This window comes from Rhizobium sp. BK098 (genome assembly GCF_014193155.1).
In the GTDB taxonomy this organism is placed as follows: Bacteria; Pseudomonadota; Alphaproteobacteria; order Rhizobiales; family Rhizobiaceae; genus Rhizobium.
The window spans coordinates 242,223-257,748 of sequence record NZ_JACHYY010000004.1 but is presented as its reverse complement, the minus strand read 5'-3'; the positions used below and the strand labels follow the sequence as shown (position 1 = coordinate 257,748).

The window sequence follows — 15,526 nt, the reverse complement described above, 5'->3', positions numbered from 1 at the left end:
GATCGAGGAGAAGCAGCAATGCCAAGCCTGACATCCCGGCGCAACGTGCTGATAGGCACGGCATCGTTGGCAGCGGCCGGCGGCCTACTGCTTGCAAACCGTCATCCGGCGGCGCAGGTACAGCAGGATCCGACCGCAGGCCGTACCGTCATCTTCGATGAAAACTTTACAGCGCTTGATCAGACGACCTGGCATGCCGGGGCCAAGGCGACCACCTTTGACAGCGGCTTTTATGGCAGATCGGCCTTCAGCCGCTTCGGTGGTGAGGAAGGGTTCGATCCTTATGCGATCGTCGACGATCCATCCGCCAGCAACGGCAAGGCACTGCAGATCTCGGCTCAATATATTGGGCGCCCCATGCAGGTGCCGAACTATTACGGCAACAATCTTCCCGAATATCAATGGATATCGGGCAATATCCAGACGGCGAGGCCTGACGGCACGATCCTGAGGGGTTGGCGACAAGGCTATTTCGAGGCGCGGATGTGGTTTCCTGCCCATCCCTTGAGCTTTCCGGCTTTCTGGCTGATGAATGGCAGAAGCATTCTGTTCCCAGCAACGAGCAACGAACTCGACATAGTCGAGCAGAAGGGCTGGGAGCGCAATTTATACGGCGCCTATCTGCATGAATGGGGCAAGCCTGGCGAGCATCACGAAGGAGTGGGCGTTCCCACCGACGTCGATATTACAACCGGCTATTTCCGCTATGGCCTGCTCATCGAAGGTGCACGCTGCCGCTTCTATTTCGAACGCAAGCAAATCGCCGATCCGAAGACCGGCGGGCTCATCGAGTGGACGCTCGGACGCGCGGCAGAGATGGACGCGCAGAACGATGTCTTTTGGCCGCTCCTGACGCTTGCTCTGCGCTCAGATGTCCCCTTCCCCGATCCCTTGCAGCCGCAGGATCGCCAAACCCACATGCGTGTCGACTACATGCGGGTCTATGCATGATATCCCTAAGACCCGGCGAGCGCCGGGTTTCATGATGCCGTCATCTTTCAGGCAATGAGCGGTGCAGGTCCCATGGCGGCTATCCGCAAGGCATCTGCATGAACATCCACGACGCGTTCTGTGTCGTAAATATCAATGAAGTTTTGCCGAAATTCGGCATGCGCACGCTCTTCCTCGATATGGTCGCAATAGTAAAGCATCGCCCTGACAAGCTCCTCGCCTCCGGAAACCGGCACGAGAAGGCCGAGGCGTCTATCGACCAATATGTCGCTCGGGCCAAATTCACAATCGGTCGAGATGACCGGCAGCCCAAATCGCAACGCCTCACATATTGCCAACGACCACCCTTCCCAGCGTGATGTCGACACATAGACATCACTCGCCGCCAGTGCCGGTGAGGGATTGTCGGGATGGTGTTCGACGCTTACTACGGCTGCGAGCCCCAAATCCCGTATCTGGTTACGCAGTTCAGCCTCGCCGTCTCCATAACCCACGACCTTCAGCCTGATATTAGGACGAAGCTTGTAGGCTTCGGCAAATGCCGTGAGGAGAATGTCCTGCCCCTTCTGGAAGGAGAAGCGACCAACATTTACAAACGTGACGTGCCCCTCTTCTCCCTCGGGCTTTTGAAGGGCATCGAAGCGTCTGACGGGATTGGGCAGCCAATATTGCCGGATGTTGCTTCTGAACATCGCTTTGAACGATTCAAGCTGCCTTGGCGACGTGCCGAACACATAGGTCAGCCGCTTAATGAAATAGATCCTCATCAGGAAGAACAGGATCTTCGCTTTCAGATGGCTCGGCTCCAACCGCGGGTTGCCATGCAGGTGCATGGCAAAGTTCCGCCGGATGCCGATACAGGCAATCATGCAGATCACTGTCGGCTCGATCTGCGGAACAACGACCAAGTCATAGTCTTTTGCGCCGATGACATCGCGCAAGACCGACATGAGCTCGCGTCTGTTGTGCACGATCCTGTCGATTATGTTGTAGCTCTGTGTTCCGTGCGGCCGATTTTTATGCTCGGACGTGTAGAGAACATCGATATCGAAATCGGCGGGATATTTATCGGAGAGGGCTGAGCATATCGTATCGACAACTCTCTCGATACCGGCAAACGAACTCGTTCCCGGCTGGATATAGAGGATTCTCTTGGGGGACGCAGGCGAAGCCTGATCCGTCTCAGTCGATAATGCGGCCTTCATCTGCACGCGCCCTCTTCGACCTGTCCGTTCGTCTCTAACTATACTATCAATGCTAAAGCTATATGAGGGAATATTGCCTCAAATTCGGGAGAAATCTACACGAATAATGCCGGCGATCGAATAAGTTCTCGTTCGCGACTATAAACCTCGCCTTACGCCTATTCGAGCATTCGATCTTGCTGCATCAGCCAGTTCCAGGAGCGGTAAACTGGTCGTGCGTGTCGCACAGAGCTGACCGCCAGCCGTCAGTCGGCGCATATCGGCCCTTCACCGCAATCTCTCCGCAATGGCCTCGGCGACCTTTCTTGCCTGCACGCGAATATCCGGCACGGCGGTAATTTCCCAGAATTGGCCCGCAGTCAGCGCGCCAACGGCATAGATGACCGCTTCGCTGCCGCTCGAACCAGGGATGCGCGAGCGAGCATCGACCACCAGTCCAAGACGAAGCGGGTCTGCCTCGATCAGGCCTTGGCGCTGCATCTCCTGCAGCAATGGAGAATGGGCGATGCCTGCCCGTTCCATGCCGGTGCAATTCACGATCCAATCCGCCTTAATCGATACGGTAAAGCGCTCGCCGCGAGGCCGGTAATGAACGGTCAAAGCCTTGGTTTTCTCGACATTCTGCAGGTAGCCGGCGCGGACCGAAACCTGGCCGTTCTGCAGCATCCTCTCAAACCTCCGGAACACATCCGGGGCAACCCGATGACGATGGATGTTCCACCAGGGTAACGCATGGCGCAAAAAGCGGCGGCGCTCGGCCTCCGGCAATCTCGACCAGAGAGCTTGCGTTTTCGGGCGCAACCCATCCATGACTCTGCGCCAGTCCCCCGCATCTTTGCTTTCGCGACGGAGAATATGCAGGAGTTCACTCATTCTCGTGGGCAAGGCTCCGACGTCGATCTCGACCGCCGGCTTCGGATGACTGACGTGATCCTGCGGAACCCGACCGCGCCGCGACAACACGATTATCTTGCCGGTGAAACCGTGAGCAGACAGTGCCAAAACCTGATCGATCATCGTCAATCCCGAACCCAGGATACAGACAGTATCAGTCTTACTGACGCGCCTCAGCCATGACAGTCGCCATGGATTTTCGATGATGTGGGAGCGCAGGCCGGCAGGCAATCCGGTCAAATCGAAGGGCAGTTGGGCATTCCCCACTCCCAGACAAAGCACGACGCTTCGCCCGGCGATCTCATTGCCGTTGTCCAAAATAAAACCGAGCGCGGAACCGTAGCGTTCAACGCATCCGGTCGCCTTGGCCTTGATGAAATCAACCCGGCAACGCCGTTTCCTGTTGCGCAGCAGAGCAGCCAAACTGTCTCGAATATACAGGCCATAGTCCTGCCTGGAGGCGAAATCCCCCGCATCCAACGGTCGCTTATGCTCCCGCAGCCATTCGACGAATGCATTCGGCCGGTCTGGGAAGAGGCTCATACGGCCGGCGGGCACGTTCAAGCGATGCAGATAGAGCTCGGTGCGATAGGCGGTTCCGCGGCCAAATCCGGGATCGTCTCCGACGATGGCGATGGATGCGGTTTCGGGAAGCAGTTCCACGAGGTTGCAGACGGTGGAGATGGCGGAAAAGCCGGAACCCACGACAACGGCATCATAGATCATGGCTTGCCTTCTTCACTTTCGGGCGCTGCGGGAATTGCCAATAAATTCCTTTCGTCTGATTTAGGGCGGATGGATTTCGATCCAACATGCGACGATGTCTTGCCGGGAGATATCCAATGTCGCCCTACCTTCTTCCGCTCATGACACGGCCGTGCGCTTGGCACGCTTTCCCGATGGCCAAGATATTATCTATAAATTTCGTAGATTAAAAGAATAGGTTCCGCCGCCTTCCCTTGAATGGGCAAATGAATTTCTTTGTCCTGCAGGTAGCTCTCCCCAGCGGCCGGCAGCGCATTTTCTCAGCCGCTTATTGTTCCAATGAAGGAACTCTGGGTGCCGACATGAGTTGGGGTCTTTCCTTCAAGAAGGATAGAGACATGTAAGTGAACGCAGCAATGACACGCGACGTGCGCGTCGCAAATCCCAACCATTCCATTCGCGAAGCTGCGACCATGATGGCCGATCTCGATGCCGGCATTATCCCCGTCGGCGAGCATGACAGGCTCGTGGGCATGATCACGGACCGCGACATCGCGGTACGCGCAGTCGCGCAAGGAAAAGGACCGGAAACCAGGATCGGCGACGTGATGTCGGCGGAGGTCAAATATTGCTTCGAGGACGGATCCGCCGGCGCTGCACTCGCCGAAATATCGAGGCCCGGAGGAGCCCATTCGCAGAGCTGAACCGGCGACTATCGAAGGAGTGACGCGATGTCTGCATCAAAAACAACGACGGATCACAAGCTGATCCGCCAATGGGTGGAATCAAGAGGCGGACACCCATCCCGCGTGAAGAACGCCGGGGGCGCTGGCGGCCTTTTGTGGATCGATTTCGGAGCGCCGGAGAAAAACCTGAAGGAAATCGCCTGGTACGAATTCTTCCGGATCTTCGACGAGAACAAGCTGGTATTCCTCCATCAGGAAAAGACGGAAAAAGCTCGCTTGCCCAGCCGGGCCGAACCTCTTGCGAACGCAGTGCGATTCGCGTCGTTGCCTGGCGTTTAAAGGCCTTGCCCGTTCAGTAGGAAATTCGCCCATCTACGATTGGCGACGATCCCGAGGAAAGCTGTTGTTTCAACACCTGCCTCGCATCGTCGCTGATGATCGACATCGGAGCTGCGACTGCGACCTTTGCCGCCGAGCCCGCCAGATCCGCGGTTCGCACGGCCGCAATGCCTACCCTATCCGCAAGCGAGACCTGGCCAGCGTCCAATGACTGCCCTGCCAGCCGCCGTCCGAGCAGTTGGACCATGTCGCGATTGTCCGCAAAGGTATTGTGGCCCAGCGCGTCGTCCGGTTTTACGGAACTCGTATCGACGACCGTGATCCCGAGCTTGGTCAAGTCTGCCGCATAGGGTGTTGAATCGAAGCCGCCGACCCGATTGACGCCACCGGAGAGCCACCGCGAAACCTGTAGCGCCTTGTCCTTGGTGGAGGAAAAAATCGTAAAGTGCGGTCGTTGCACGCCCATCTCGATCATCTGCCGGCGGAATACGTCGATATCGATGTCAGGCGATGCAAGGATGACATTCTTCACCTTTGACGGAATTGTCTTGTTGCGCATGGCAACGCCGCGCAACGCCTCCGCCGTCAACCATGATCCCATGGAGTGGGCAAGGATCGTCACCTCACCGACATCGGGACTTTTGGCAGCCTGCAGGATCATATCTTCGAGCGCTCGTCGCGAGAAATTCGTGCTTTCCTTGTCGTAGAGATAGTCGAAAACGTTGCCGCGCGAGGGCCAGGTGAAGAGGATCGGCGCGGCATCCGTTCCGGAATCATGCATGATCTGCGCGAAGCGGAAGACGGCGTCGGCATAGGTATTGTTGAAGCCGTGCACGAAGATGACAACCTGCCGCTTGGCATTGCGATTCTTGCCGAACCATTCGAAAATATTGCGCTCGGATGCCACCTTTCCGACCTTCAGGACTGCAAACTCTTTCTCGGGATTGGCCGGTACATGCGATGGCCATTGCACTTCGCCGATCTTGCGATTTCGATCGGGAGGAATGGAAACGACGATATCGTTGAGAGAAATCGCCGTTCCACGTTCGCCGGAATAAAGCTCGCCTGCTTTGTCGGTCGGCTGGCGTGTCGTGGCCACCATCATGTCCACGGTGCTGGTGCCTGGTCCCGCCGTTGCGACCGGCTGGAGAACATTCTCCAGCCGCCCCGCGCAGCCTGCCAGGACCGACAGGGAGATCAGAACGGAAAGACCAGACCGCTTGAGAGCAAATGAGGTCAAGCTGCGCTGTGCGCAGGCAGCATAACGGGTGCTGCCGGCGAGGTCCCTTCGTCCAACCTTCTGCATCGGACGCCCCTTCAGTGTTGCGCGTCGTCGCGAGGAATTCGGAACCAGGCAACATAGAGTGCCGGAAGGAAGAGCAGCGTCAGAACCGTACCGACGACGATGCCGCCCATCATCGCATAGGCCATGGGGCCCCAGAATATCTCCCTGGAGATCGGGATCAGCGCGAGCGTTGCGGCAGCCGCCGTCAGCATGATGGGCCGCATTCGATGCTCGGTCGCCTCGATGACCGCTTGCCAGGCCGGCACACCCTCGCTTCGAAGGTGCTCGATCTGTACGACAAGGATCACTGAGTTGCGGATCAAGATACCTATGAGAGCAAGTACGCCAAGGATTGCGACGAATCCCATGGGCGCATTGCTGAAGAGAAGTGCGGCAACCACACCGATAAGCGCTGTGGGAGCAACAGCAAACACCAGAAACAGCCTGCTGAAGCTTTGCAGCTGGATCATCAGGATCGTCGCCATGATGAACAGCATCAGCGGCGCTACCGCCACGATCGGCCCCTGCGCTTTGGCGCTCTCCTCGACCGAGCCGCCATCGACGATGCGGTAGCCGCTTGGGAGTGTCTTGCGGAACTCGTCGACCTTCAGCTGCAATTCGTTGACGATCGTCGCCGGCTGCGTCGGTCCGACCACGGCAGCCTTGATGGTGATGGTCGGTATGCGGGTACGCCGCCAAATCGTCGGCTGCTCCAGCTCGTAGTGGAAATTCGCAACTGCGGACAACGGTACGGATTTGCCATTGGAACCGCCAAGCTGGAGGTTCTGCAGCGTCTCGATCGAACCTCGCTCGGAGGTCTGGGCGCGGCCGATTACATCGATGAGATAGATATCATCCCGGATCTGCGTGGCCGACGATCCCTCGACAATGCTGTTCAGTGCCGTTGCAATATCCTGCGAGGAGACCCCCAGCTGCCGTGCCTTGTCCTGAAGGACATCGACCTTGACCACGCGCGACGGTTCGTTCCAGTCGAAGGTCATGTTGGACAATAGAGGATGCTGACCGACGATACCGGCAAATTTCTGGGAAATATCCCTGACCTTCTGGATATCCGGCCCGCTCACCCGGTACTGCACCGGCTTGCCGACCGGGGGGCCGATGTCGAGCAGCTTCACGAATGCATCGGTTCCGGGGAAGGTCTTCGTCAGATAATCCTGCAGTTCGGCTTTGACCTTGTCACGAACGTCGAGCCCCTTGGTGACGATCACGGTCTGACCGAACGAGACATCGGGAGTCTGCACGTCAAAGGACAGGATGAAACGGGGAGCGCCTTGGCCGACATAACTCGTCCAGTGATCGATATCCTTGTTGTCGGCCAGCATCTCGCGTTCGAACCTGGCCATCTGCTTGTTCGTCTCCGAAATCGAGCTGTTCTGCGGCAGGTTCCAGTCGACGATCAGTTCCGGTCTGTCGGAGGACGGGAAAAACTGCTGCTGCACAAGGCTCATCCCGCCGATGGAAAGAGCGAAGGCTGCAACCGTTGCGGCGATCGTAACCCAGCGCCAACGCAGGGCGGCACGCAAGAGCCATGCAAAGGCACGGGTAAAACGGCCTTTCTGTTCATGATGGGATTTCATGGTTTTCGGAAGGATCGAAACGCCGAGCAACGGCGTGAACAGGACTGCAACGATCCATGAAACCAGGAGCGAAACGGCAATGACCACGAAGAGGGTGAAGGTGAATTCACCGGCGGCGCTGGTATTGAGGCCGACCGGGATGAAGCCTGCGACGGTCACGAGCGTACCGGTCAGCATCGGGAAGGCGGTCGAGGTATAGACGTATGTCGCCGCTTTTCTCAGGTCGTCGCCCACTTCCAGTCGGGCAACCATCATTTCCACCGCGATCATGGCGTCATCGACGAGAAGGCCAAGGGCGATGATCAGCGCGCCGAGCGAAATACGCTGCATGGAAATATCGCAATAGGCCATCACGAGGAAGGTGATCGCGAGGACGAGCGGAATGGAGATGGCCACCACGAGCCCTGCCCGGACGCCGAGGCTGATGAAGCTGATCGCAAGCACGATGACGATCGCCTCGAACAGCGCGCGCGTGAAGCCCGACACGGCCTCGTCGACGACGGCGGGCTGATCGGAAACGCGCTGGACGTCCACGCCGATGGGAAGATCTGCCGTGACCTGCTCGATCTCCTTATCGAGCGCCTTGCCGAATTCAAGGAGATTCGCCCCAGTCTTCATGCCGATGGCAAGTCCGATCGCCGGCTGGCCGTTATATCTGAACAGCGCCGAGGGAGGATCGACGTAGCCGCGTTTGATCGTCGCGACGTCGGTCAACGGGAAGAAGCGGTCGTTGACGCGAAGATTGATCGATCTAAGGCTTTCCTCCGACGTGAACTGGCCGCTGACCCGCAAGGCGATGCGCTCGGGACCGGCATCGACGAAACCTGACTGGGTGACGGCATTCTGCGCCTGCAGCGTGTCGATGACGGACTGCTGGTTAAGACCGAGGGCTGCGATTTTCCGTGTAGAAAATTCGAGATAGATGGCCTCGTCCTGCGCACCGATAATGTCGACCTTGCCGACATTTGCGACCGTCAGCACCTTTGCGCGCGCAGTCTCGACGAGATCACGAAGCTGTCGCTGCGTCAGTCCGTCGCTGGTAAAAGCGTAGATATTGCCATAGACGTCGCCGAAAGTGTCGTTGAAAAACGGTCCGACGACACCGCTCGGAAAATCCCCCTTGATGTCGCCGATCATGTTGCGGACCCGCATCCAGATGGCATTGACATCCCTGGCTTTGGTCGTGGGCAAAAGCTCGACGAAAATGGTCGTCTTGCCGGCAACCGTCTCGCTCCTGGTATAATCGAGGGAATCCAGCTCCTCGAGCTTCTTTTCAATACGGTCGGTGACCTGTTTGGTCACCTCCTCGGCCGACGCACCAGGCCATTGCGCCTGAATGATCATCGTCTTGATGGTAAAGTCAGGGTCTTCTTCGCGGCCGAGCCCAACATAGGAAAACGCGCCGGCCAGAATGAAGACAATCATGAAATACCAGACGAGCGAACGATGTTCGAGCGCCCAGTCGGACAGGTTGAATTTCTTCACGGGAATTTTCCTTAATCTACCCTGACGGCCTGGCCGTCGGCAAGCTTGTGAACGCCGGCAGTAACGATGCGTTCGCCGGGGTTGATGCCTTCGGTGATCTTCACGGAGCCGCCCTCGACGAGATCGCCGTCGATCTTGATCGGCCGAATGGAGACCTTGCGAGCTGCGGTATCGACCACCCAGACGTTCGGCGTTCCATCCTTCATCAGAACGGAGGACGACGGCAGCAGGATCATTGGATCTGCAACAACAGTAGCGGTTGCAGTGACGACGGAGCCGAGACGAAACGTCGCCGGCGGATCGATGAGCGTGATTTTCGTGCGCCGCGTGCGGGTCGTCGCCTCGGCTTCCGGGGCGATCTCTCTCACGGTGCCGCTTGCGCGAATGGTCGGATCGAGCTGGAGAGCGATCTCAAAGGGCGATCCCACCTTAAGGCCATCGAAGCTTGCCACGGGTATGTCGATGATGACATCGCGCTGGTCGGGACGGGCGACGGTGACGATGCTTTGGCCTGCGGAGACGACCTGCCCCACTTCGGCCGAAGTCGCGGTCACGACGCCATCGAATTCCGCACGAAGCTGCGCATAGCCCAGCTGTTCCTCCGCCTTGTCCAGATTGGCCTGCGCCTTGGCAACGGAAGCACTCGCACTCTTGCGCCCAAGCTGCGCTTCTTCAAACGCCGCTTCACTTCCCGATCTGCTCTCGAGCAGGGATCGCTGGCGCTCCTCGGTGGATGCAGCATTGACCAACTGCGCCTGAGCATTCGAAAGCTCGGACTGCGAACTCTTGACGGCAAGTTCCAGCGAAAGCGGATCGATGGCGGCAACGATGTCGCCCTTCCTGACGATATCGCCGACGCTGACCTTGCGTGCGATGACCCGTCCCAGGACTCGAAATGCAAGCTGGGTCTCGATCCTGGCCTCGACCGTCCCCGGAAGGGTCAGGGCGGAGGCAGCGGTGGACTGGGCGACGACGGAAAGTACGGGGCGCGGCGGCTCGTAATGGGCTTCATCCTGCTTCTGGCAGGACGTCAGGAGCAGCAACGCGAGGATCGCAAGGCCGCTTGTGGCTCGGATGTTCATTTTGCGGCTCCCTTGTCATACGCAACGGTCTGGCCCGGTCGCAGGAATTTCGCGCCATCGGCGACGACGATCTCGCCCGGCGACACGCCTGTCCGTACTGCGAAACGGCCGGTTTCGTAGCTGGAAACATCGATCTGGCGCAGCGACACGCTTGACGAAGAGGGATCGACGACCCAGACGGCCGGTTTTCCGCTTTTGGAGGCCATTGCCGACCATGGCAATTCGATTGCGTCCCGAGCGGTTGACCGGAACAAGCCGATTACCGGAGCGCCAAGCTGCATATCAGGCGCCCCTTCGAGCCCCACCTTGACCCTGATCGTTCCGGTCGACGCATCGATCGTGGGGGAGATTTCGCGTACGGAAGCCTCAACCTTATGCGATGGCGCCGAAAGGAGGCTGACGGCGACCTTGTTTTCCAGATTGCGGCCCAGATAAAGGGACTCGAAAACGTTGAAGACCGCGTCGCGGGGACCGTCATGAGCGAGCGTAAAGATCAGCTGTGCGGCTTGCGCCACCTGCCCGACTTCGGCATTCCTGGCGGTGATGACGCCATCGGCATCCGCACGCAATTCCGTATAGGAAAGCGCATCCTGAGCCGTGTCGAGCTGCGCTTGTGCCGATTTCACGCTTCCCTGGGCGGTCAGCAGCGTTTCCTGGGCCTGATCAAGGGCGGCACGGGTCGTAACCTGCGTCCTGAAGAGGTTTTGCTGCCGGTCGAAGGCAAGCTGAGCCTGCGTTTGCTGGGCTAGCGTCGATTGCAGGTTGGCGGTGGCAACATCCAGGTCGGCCTTCTGCTCCTCGGCGTCCATCCGTGCAAGCACCTGTCCGGCCTTCACTGACGAGCCGACATCGACGAAGCGCTCGACAATGCGCCCGCTGACCCTGAAGGAAAGGTCGCTTTCCACGCGTGCGCTGATTTCGCCGGTGATGGCGCTGTTTTCCACGACCGGCGTGAGCTTGGCGACGACGGTTTCCACGTTCTTCGGCTTTGTTTCACTTTCAGCCTGCTTTTCGCATGAGGAGAGCGCGACCGCGCTCGCACCCAGCCATGCGATGACAAGGATAGTTTTCATGATCTGACCTCTTGCATCCGTCGGCGGGAGGAATATTATTGACTGACCCATTAGTCAATAGAATTTATCTTGACGCCAAACCGTCAATCACGCTCAAGGTGCGGCCATGACCGATCTAAAGAAGCTGACGCGCGCGGAGCAGAAGGCCCGACGCCCCGTACAAATCCTGGATGCCGCGTTTGAGGAGTTCGTGGAACGCGGCTATGTCGCAACACGCGTTGAAGATATCGCCAGTAGGGTCGGCGTTACGAAGGGGACCGTCTATGTCTACTTCGAAAACAAGGAACAGCTTTTCGAGGCGATGATCCGGCACATTTCCGGGCCTCTCGAAAACCTCTTGTCAAGCGCGAATGAACTGAAAGGGACCGCCACGGAGCGGCTTCAGCAAAATATCGACCTCATCTACGATCTTATCATCAGGGATCGCAAATTGCGGGAGCTGATGAGGTTCGTCATCGCCGAAGGTTCGCGGTTTCCGCAGATCGTCGACAGGCACCACGACATATTTATCGATCCGCTCGAACGGCAGATGCAGTCCCTTATCGACGAAGGGGTAAAGCTTGGCGAGTTCCGCCAGGCACCGGCGGCGTTCTGCGACGCGGTCGTGGCACCGGCCATTGCCTTTCTATTCTTCAAGCTGCTTTTCGACGAGCGGCGAACCCTGGACAAGGCAAGCTATGTGAAGGCACATATCGATCTCGTCCTGCATGGGCTGCTTGAGCGGCGTTGAACACGCAACGCTCTTTTTCCTTTTGCCGGACATAGTGCCGTAAAATCCACAGACGCCCGGCAGCTCGCTGCAGTTTCGTTTCTTCGTCTTCGGCCTAAATTTAGCACACCAAATAATAAAATTTACGCGCGTTACCTTTTATGACGGCGCGAAACGCAAAAGAACTTGCCTGGATCTTACGTTTCCGGTTGCGCTCTCCTCCCTGCAGACGCATAAGGCGTCTGACATGGGTAACAGGGAGAATGGCCGAGGTTCGATGGAAAAACTGACGCACAAGACGATGGAGGACTTCGCGAAGTCCTGCGGCGTCTCCCGCCCTACCCTTTCCAAGTATTTTGACGATCCGACCAGCGTGAAACCGGCGACCCGAGCGCTGATCGAGGCGGCACTTCGTTCGTCGGATTACCAACCCAATCTGTATGCGCGAAACCTCAATCGCAAAAGAACCCGCAATATCGGCATCCTGGTTCCAGCCCTTACTGACCCCTTTTATGCCGAAATGGTCAATCGCCTGGAATTGCGGCTACGCAACGAGGGTTATTGGCCGATCGTGTTCTCATCGCACGGATTACCCGAACTGGAAGCAGAAGCCGTCAATACGATGTTGTCGTTGAAGGTGGCCGGTGCGCTTGTCGCACCATTGGGACAGAAATCCGACCCGCGCACCTTTGAAAAACTCGCGCAGAACCTGCCGATCGTCTACTTCGACACCTATATCGAAGGGAGCACGCCGTTCATCGGCAATGACAACTACCAGAGCGTCGCAACGATCGTCGAATATCTCTGCCGGTCCGGGGAAGCGCCGGCCTATCTCGATATACCGCACGTCAATCACAATTCACCCGAAAGGCTGGCAAGCTATATCGCCACCATGGAAGCCGCAGGCGGCGAGCCGCTGGTGATCAGCACCAATGCCGACTACACTTGGGAGTTCGAGCGAATCGGTTACGAACAGATGGATAGCCTGCTCCGGGCAAAGTCTCTTCCCCGCAAAACCATCCTCTGCGCGAATGATCGCCTCGCCTTCGGCGTGATGTCAGCCGCATTCGCGCATGGGCTCAAAGTAGGGCGTAAAAAGGGTGATCATCTGCGCATAGCAGCGCATGATGACCATCCCTTGAGCCGATACACCTGCCCGCCGCTGACGACGATGGCGCAGGACTTCGCCGCGATGACGGCAAGCGGCGTCAATACGCTGCTGACATTGCTCGGAGACGCGAGTGCGCCGGTTCAGACGATCCCGCACAAGCTCAGCCTGAATGGAACGCTTGTCATGCGGCAGTCGGCCTGAAGCCGCGCCTGCTGTTCATCCTACCGAGAGCTAGCCTCGAAGCTGTGCCAGGCTGCTACGGCCGCCTCCACGGCCCGCCGAGCCTCCGCCACGTACCTTCCCATCGACACGAAGCCATGGATCTGTCCCGGCCAATGACGATGCACCATAGGCACGCCTTCTTCCCGCAGCCGCTTGGCATAGGCCATGCCTTCGTCAACCAGAATGTCGTGCCCGGCTGTTGCGACGAAGGCCGGCGCCACCCCGGCGAGGAGGGTTTCAGCCCGTAGCGGCGATACCCTCCAATTGGTGATATCGGCTGTGGTGCGGACATAGTGATCGCGAAACCATCTCATCGTAGCGGCAGTCAAGCCGAAGCCCTCGGCATAGCGATAGTAGCTATCAGCCACCTGGGTGGCGTCGGTGTTGGGATAGATGAGCAGCTGGGCCGCTATCGGCGCGGCTTCGCCGCGGCGCGACATCAATGCCAGAACGGCGGCCAGATTGCCGCCGGCGCTATCGCCGGCGACGGCGATCCGCGTGGGATCGATACCGAGATCTGCAGCAAATTGAGCTGCGAATGCCAATGCCGCGGCGCAATCCTTCACGCCGACGGGGAATTTGTGTTCCGGCGCCAGCCGGTAGTCGGGGCAGATCACGGTACACTTGCCAATATTGGCGAACCATCGGCAAATTTCGTCGTGCGATTCGAGATTACCGATTACCCAGCCGCCGCCGTGAAAATAGATGAGGCCCGGACCATCCTTCAAAGCTGCGCCGATACCGCGATAGATGCGTAAGGCGATCGGACCATTGGGACCGGTGATCTGGCGATCCTCGACCGAAGCGACGGCCTCCTTTGCACCTTGGAGCATCGGGCAAGCGACATCGTAGTCGATACGAGCCTCTTGAGGTGTACCCGTTTCAAACGGCCGATCGTTCGATCCGCTGGTCATGGCGAGCACGCGCCGGGCGCTTTCATCCAGCTTCTCCATTGATTATCCCTCCTCTGCAGCGATCAGGCGAGAAAACTGCGTGCTTCGTCTTCGTCAAGACGCGGGGGCGGCGTGAATTGCGTATTGATCCTGACCGACTGTCGGCTTTCACCCGACCGTAGGATAGCCTCCATGATCTCAAGGACATGAAGGGCCAGCTCTCCGGATGCGCGCGATGGCCGGCCCTCCTGAAGTCCTCGCGCGAGGTCTGCGACGCCGAGCATGCGGTAATTTGCCCGGTCCGGAGAGTCAAAAGGCCAGTTTTTCGCGCCGTAAAGTTCGCCGTCGCTTTCGAAATCGCGCCAGTTCGCGCCATGCTCGGACAGTGACACCGTTCCGCCGAATGTGTCCGGGTCGGGCAAACGCAGTGAACCTTCGCTGCCGTGCAGCTCGATTGGATGATTGGAGTGACGAAAGACGTCCCAGGAGGCACCGAAATTCACCGTCGCGCCAGATTGGAATTCCAGAAGTGATAGAATGTTTGTAGGCGTGCCGACCTTGAAGCGCGTGTTCTTGAACGGGCCGTCGGCGGTGATCAGGCGCTCTTCCTGGCCTTTCGTCGCCATTGCCATGACCCGCACGACCGGACCAAGCAGGTTCACCATCATCGTCAGATAATAAGGCCCCATATCGAAGACCGGACCGCCGCCCGGCTGGTAGTAGAATTGCGGATTGGGGTGCCAGTGCTCCATGCCGCGTCCCATCATGAAGGCGGTGCCGCTGACCGGACGACCGATCGCGCCCTCATCCATCAGGCGCCGCGCCCGGCGGCCTGCCGCGCCGAGGAACGTATCGGGTGCAGATCCCAGCCGCAGTCCGCGCCGCTTCGCTTCCGCCACAAGAATGCGGCCGTCGGCCGCCGACGTCGCAAGCGGCTTTTCGGTGAAGACGTGCTTGTCAGCCGACAGGGCCGACATTGTCACGTCGAAATGGACGGCTGGAACAGTAAGGTTCAGCACGAGATCGACTTCGGGATCGGCCAGCAATTGGTCGACGCTCGAGGCGCGAGTGCCATATTCGCGGGCACGCAAGGCCGCGGCGTCGGCGGATATGTCGGCACAAGCCCGCAATTCGACGCCGGCAAACAGCGCCGCATTGCGCAGATACGTCATCGAGATGTTACCGCAGCCGATAACGCCGATGCCGAGTTTAGCTTTTGAATTGCCAGCCATATTACCCAATCCTCCCTGATCTACCACATCTATTCGCTGCGTTTCGACGCATCCGA

Annotated in this window: 14 protein-coding genes; 6 read left to right on the top strand and 8 right to left on the bottom strand. The window is 58.5% G+C overall.

Features of this window, described 5'->3' with window-relative positions:
* Positions 1–18 precede the first annotated feature (18 nt).
* Complete coding sequence (locus FHT73_RS13180; RefSeq protein WP_112603133.1) at positions 19–951, top strand: 1,3-beta-glucanase; 933 nt, start codon at positions 19–21, stop codon at positions 949–951.
* A 47-nt stretch (positions 952–998) separates the two neighbouring features.
* Here the strand turns inward: FHT73_RS13180 and FHT73_RS13175 are convergent, their stop codons facing one another.
* Both FHT73_RS13175 and FHT73_RS13170 read right to left on the bottom strand, forming a co-directional pair.
* Complete coding sequence (locus FHT73_RS13175) at positions 999–2,156, bottom strand: glycosyltransferase (protein ID WP_183712459.1); 1,158 nt, start codon at positions 2,154–2,156, stop codon at positions 999–1,001.
* A gap of 267 nt (positions 2,157–2,423) precedes the next feature.
* Positions 2,424–3,734: an FAD/NAD(P)-binding protein gene (locus FHT73_RS13170; protein ID WP_348648368.1), complete on the bottom strand. Its 1,311-nt coding sequence runs from the start codon at positions 3,732–3,734 to the stop codon at positions 2,424–2,426.
* Here FHT73_RS13170 and FHT73_RS29795 point away from each other — a divergent pair.
* The 3 genes from FHT73_RS29795 to FHT73_RS13160 all read left to right on the top strand — a co-directional run bounded on the left by FHT73_RS29795 (position 3,618) and on the right by FHT73_RS13160 (position 4,780).
* Complete coding sequence (locus FHT73_RS29795; protein WP_348648369.1) at positions 3,618–3,920, top strand: hypothetical protein; 303 nt, start codon at positions 3,618–3,620, stop codon at positions 3,918–3,920. The genes FHT73_RS13170 and FHT73_RS29795 overlap by 117 nt on opposite strands.
* A gap of 251 nt (positions 3,921–4,171) precedes the next feature.
* On the top strand, positions 4,172–4,459 hold the full coding sequence (locus FHT73_RS13165; protein WP_112414369.1) for a CBS domain-containing protein: 288 nt from the start codon (positions 4,172–4,174) through the stop codon (positions 4,457–4,459).
* A gap of 27 nt (positions 4,460–4,486) precedes the next feature.
* Entirely contained in the window at positions 4,487–4,780 is a 294-nt protein-coding gene (locus FHT73_RS13160; protein WP_183712182.1) for a hypothetical protein, read from the top strand.
* 13 nt (positions 4,781–4,793) lie between these two features.
* On the opposite strand, the gene FHT73_RS13155 is transcribed toward FHT73_RS13160, so the two are convergent.
* Genes FHT73_RS13155 through FHT73_RS13140 form a run of 4 tightly spaced genes read right to left on the bottom strand, consistent with a single transcriptional unit; the run spans position 4,794 to position 11,303 of the window.
* A complete protein-coding gene (locus tag FHT73_RS13155; protein WP_246712110.1) occupies positions 4,794–6,086 on the bottom strand; it encodes an alpha/beta hydrolase in 1,293 nt (430 codons plus the stop codon).
* A gap of 11 nt (positions 6,087–6,097) precedes the next feature.
* Positions 6,098–9,148 carry an efflux RND transporter permease subunit gene (locus FHT73_RS13150; RefSeq protein ID WP_183712180.1) on the bottom strand — a complete coding sequence of 1,017 codons (3,051 nt, stop codon included), beginning with the start codon at positions 9,146–9,148 and terminating at the stop codon, positions 6,098–6,100.
* 11 nt (positions 9,149–9,159) lie between these two features.
* Positions 9,160–10,230: an efflux RND transporter periplasmic adaptor subunit gene (locus tag FHT73_RS13145; protein ID WP_183712178.1), complete on the bottom strand. Its 1,071-nt coding sequence runs from the start codon at positions 10,228–10,230 to the stop codon at positions 9,160–9,162.
* Positions 10,227–11,303, bottom strand: coding sequence for an efflux RND transporter periplasmic adaptor subunit (locus tag FHT73_RS13140; protein ID WP_112400867.1), 1,077 nt, complete (start codon positions 11,301–11,303; stop codon positions 10,227–10,229). Before FHT73_RS13140 ends, FHT73_RS13145 begins: the two co-directional genes overlap by 4 nt.
* Before the next feature lie 106 nt (positions 11,304–11,409).
* Here FHT73_RS13140 and FHT73_RS13135 point away from each other — a divergent pair, with 106 nt between their 5' ends.
* Together FHT73_RS13135 and FHT73_RS13130 are read left to right on the top strand one after the other, a co-directional pair.
* Positions 11,410–12,033, top strand: coding sequence for a TetR/AcrR family transcriptional regulator (locus FHT73_RS13135; RefSeq protein ID WP_112603121.1), 624 nt, complete (start codon positions 11,410–11,412; stop codon positions 12,031–12,033).
* Between the two features lie 256 nt (positions 12,034–12,289).
* Positions 12,290–13,324: a LacI family DNA-binding transcriptional regulator gene (locus FHT73_RS13130; RefSeq protein ID WP_112337088.1), complete on the top strand. Its 1,035-nt coding sequence runs from the start codon at positions 12,290–12,292 to the stop codon at positions 13,322–13,324.
* A 20-nt stretch (positions 13,325–13,344) separates the two neighbouring features.
* On the opposite strand, the gene FHT73_RS13125 is transcribed toward FHT73_RS13130, so the two are convergent.
* Both FHT73_RS13125 and FHT73_RS13120 read right to left on the bottom strand, forming a co-directional pair.
* Positions 13,345–14,298: an alpha/beta hydrolase gene (locus tag FHT73_RS13125; RefSeq protein ID WP_183712176.1), complete on the bottom strand. Its 954-nt coding sequence runs from the start codon at positions 14,296–14,298 to the stop codon at positions 13,345–13,347.
* A 23-nt stretch (positions 14,299–14,321) separates the two neighbouring features.
* Positions 14,322–15,470: a Gfo/Idh/MocA family oxidoreductase gene (locus FHT73_RS13120; protein ID WP_183712174.1), complete on the bottom strand. Its 1,149-nt coding sequence runs from the start codon at positions 15,468–15,470 to the stop codon at positions 14,322–14,324.
* Positions 15,471–15,526: the final 56 nt, after the last annotated feature.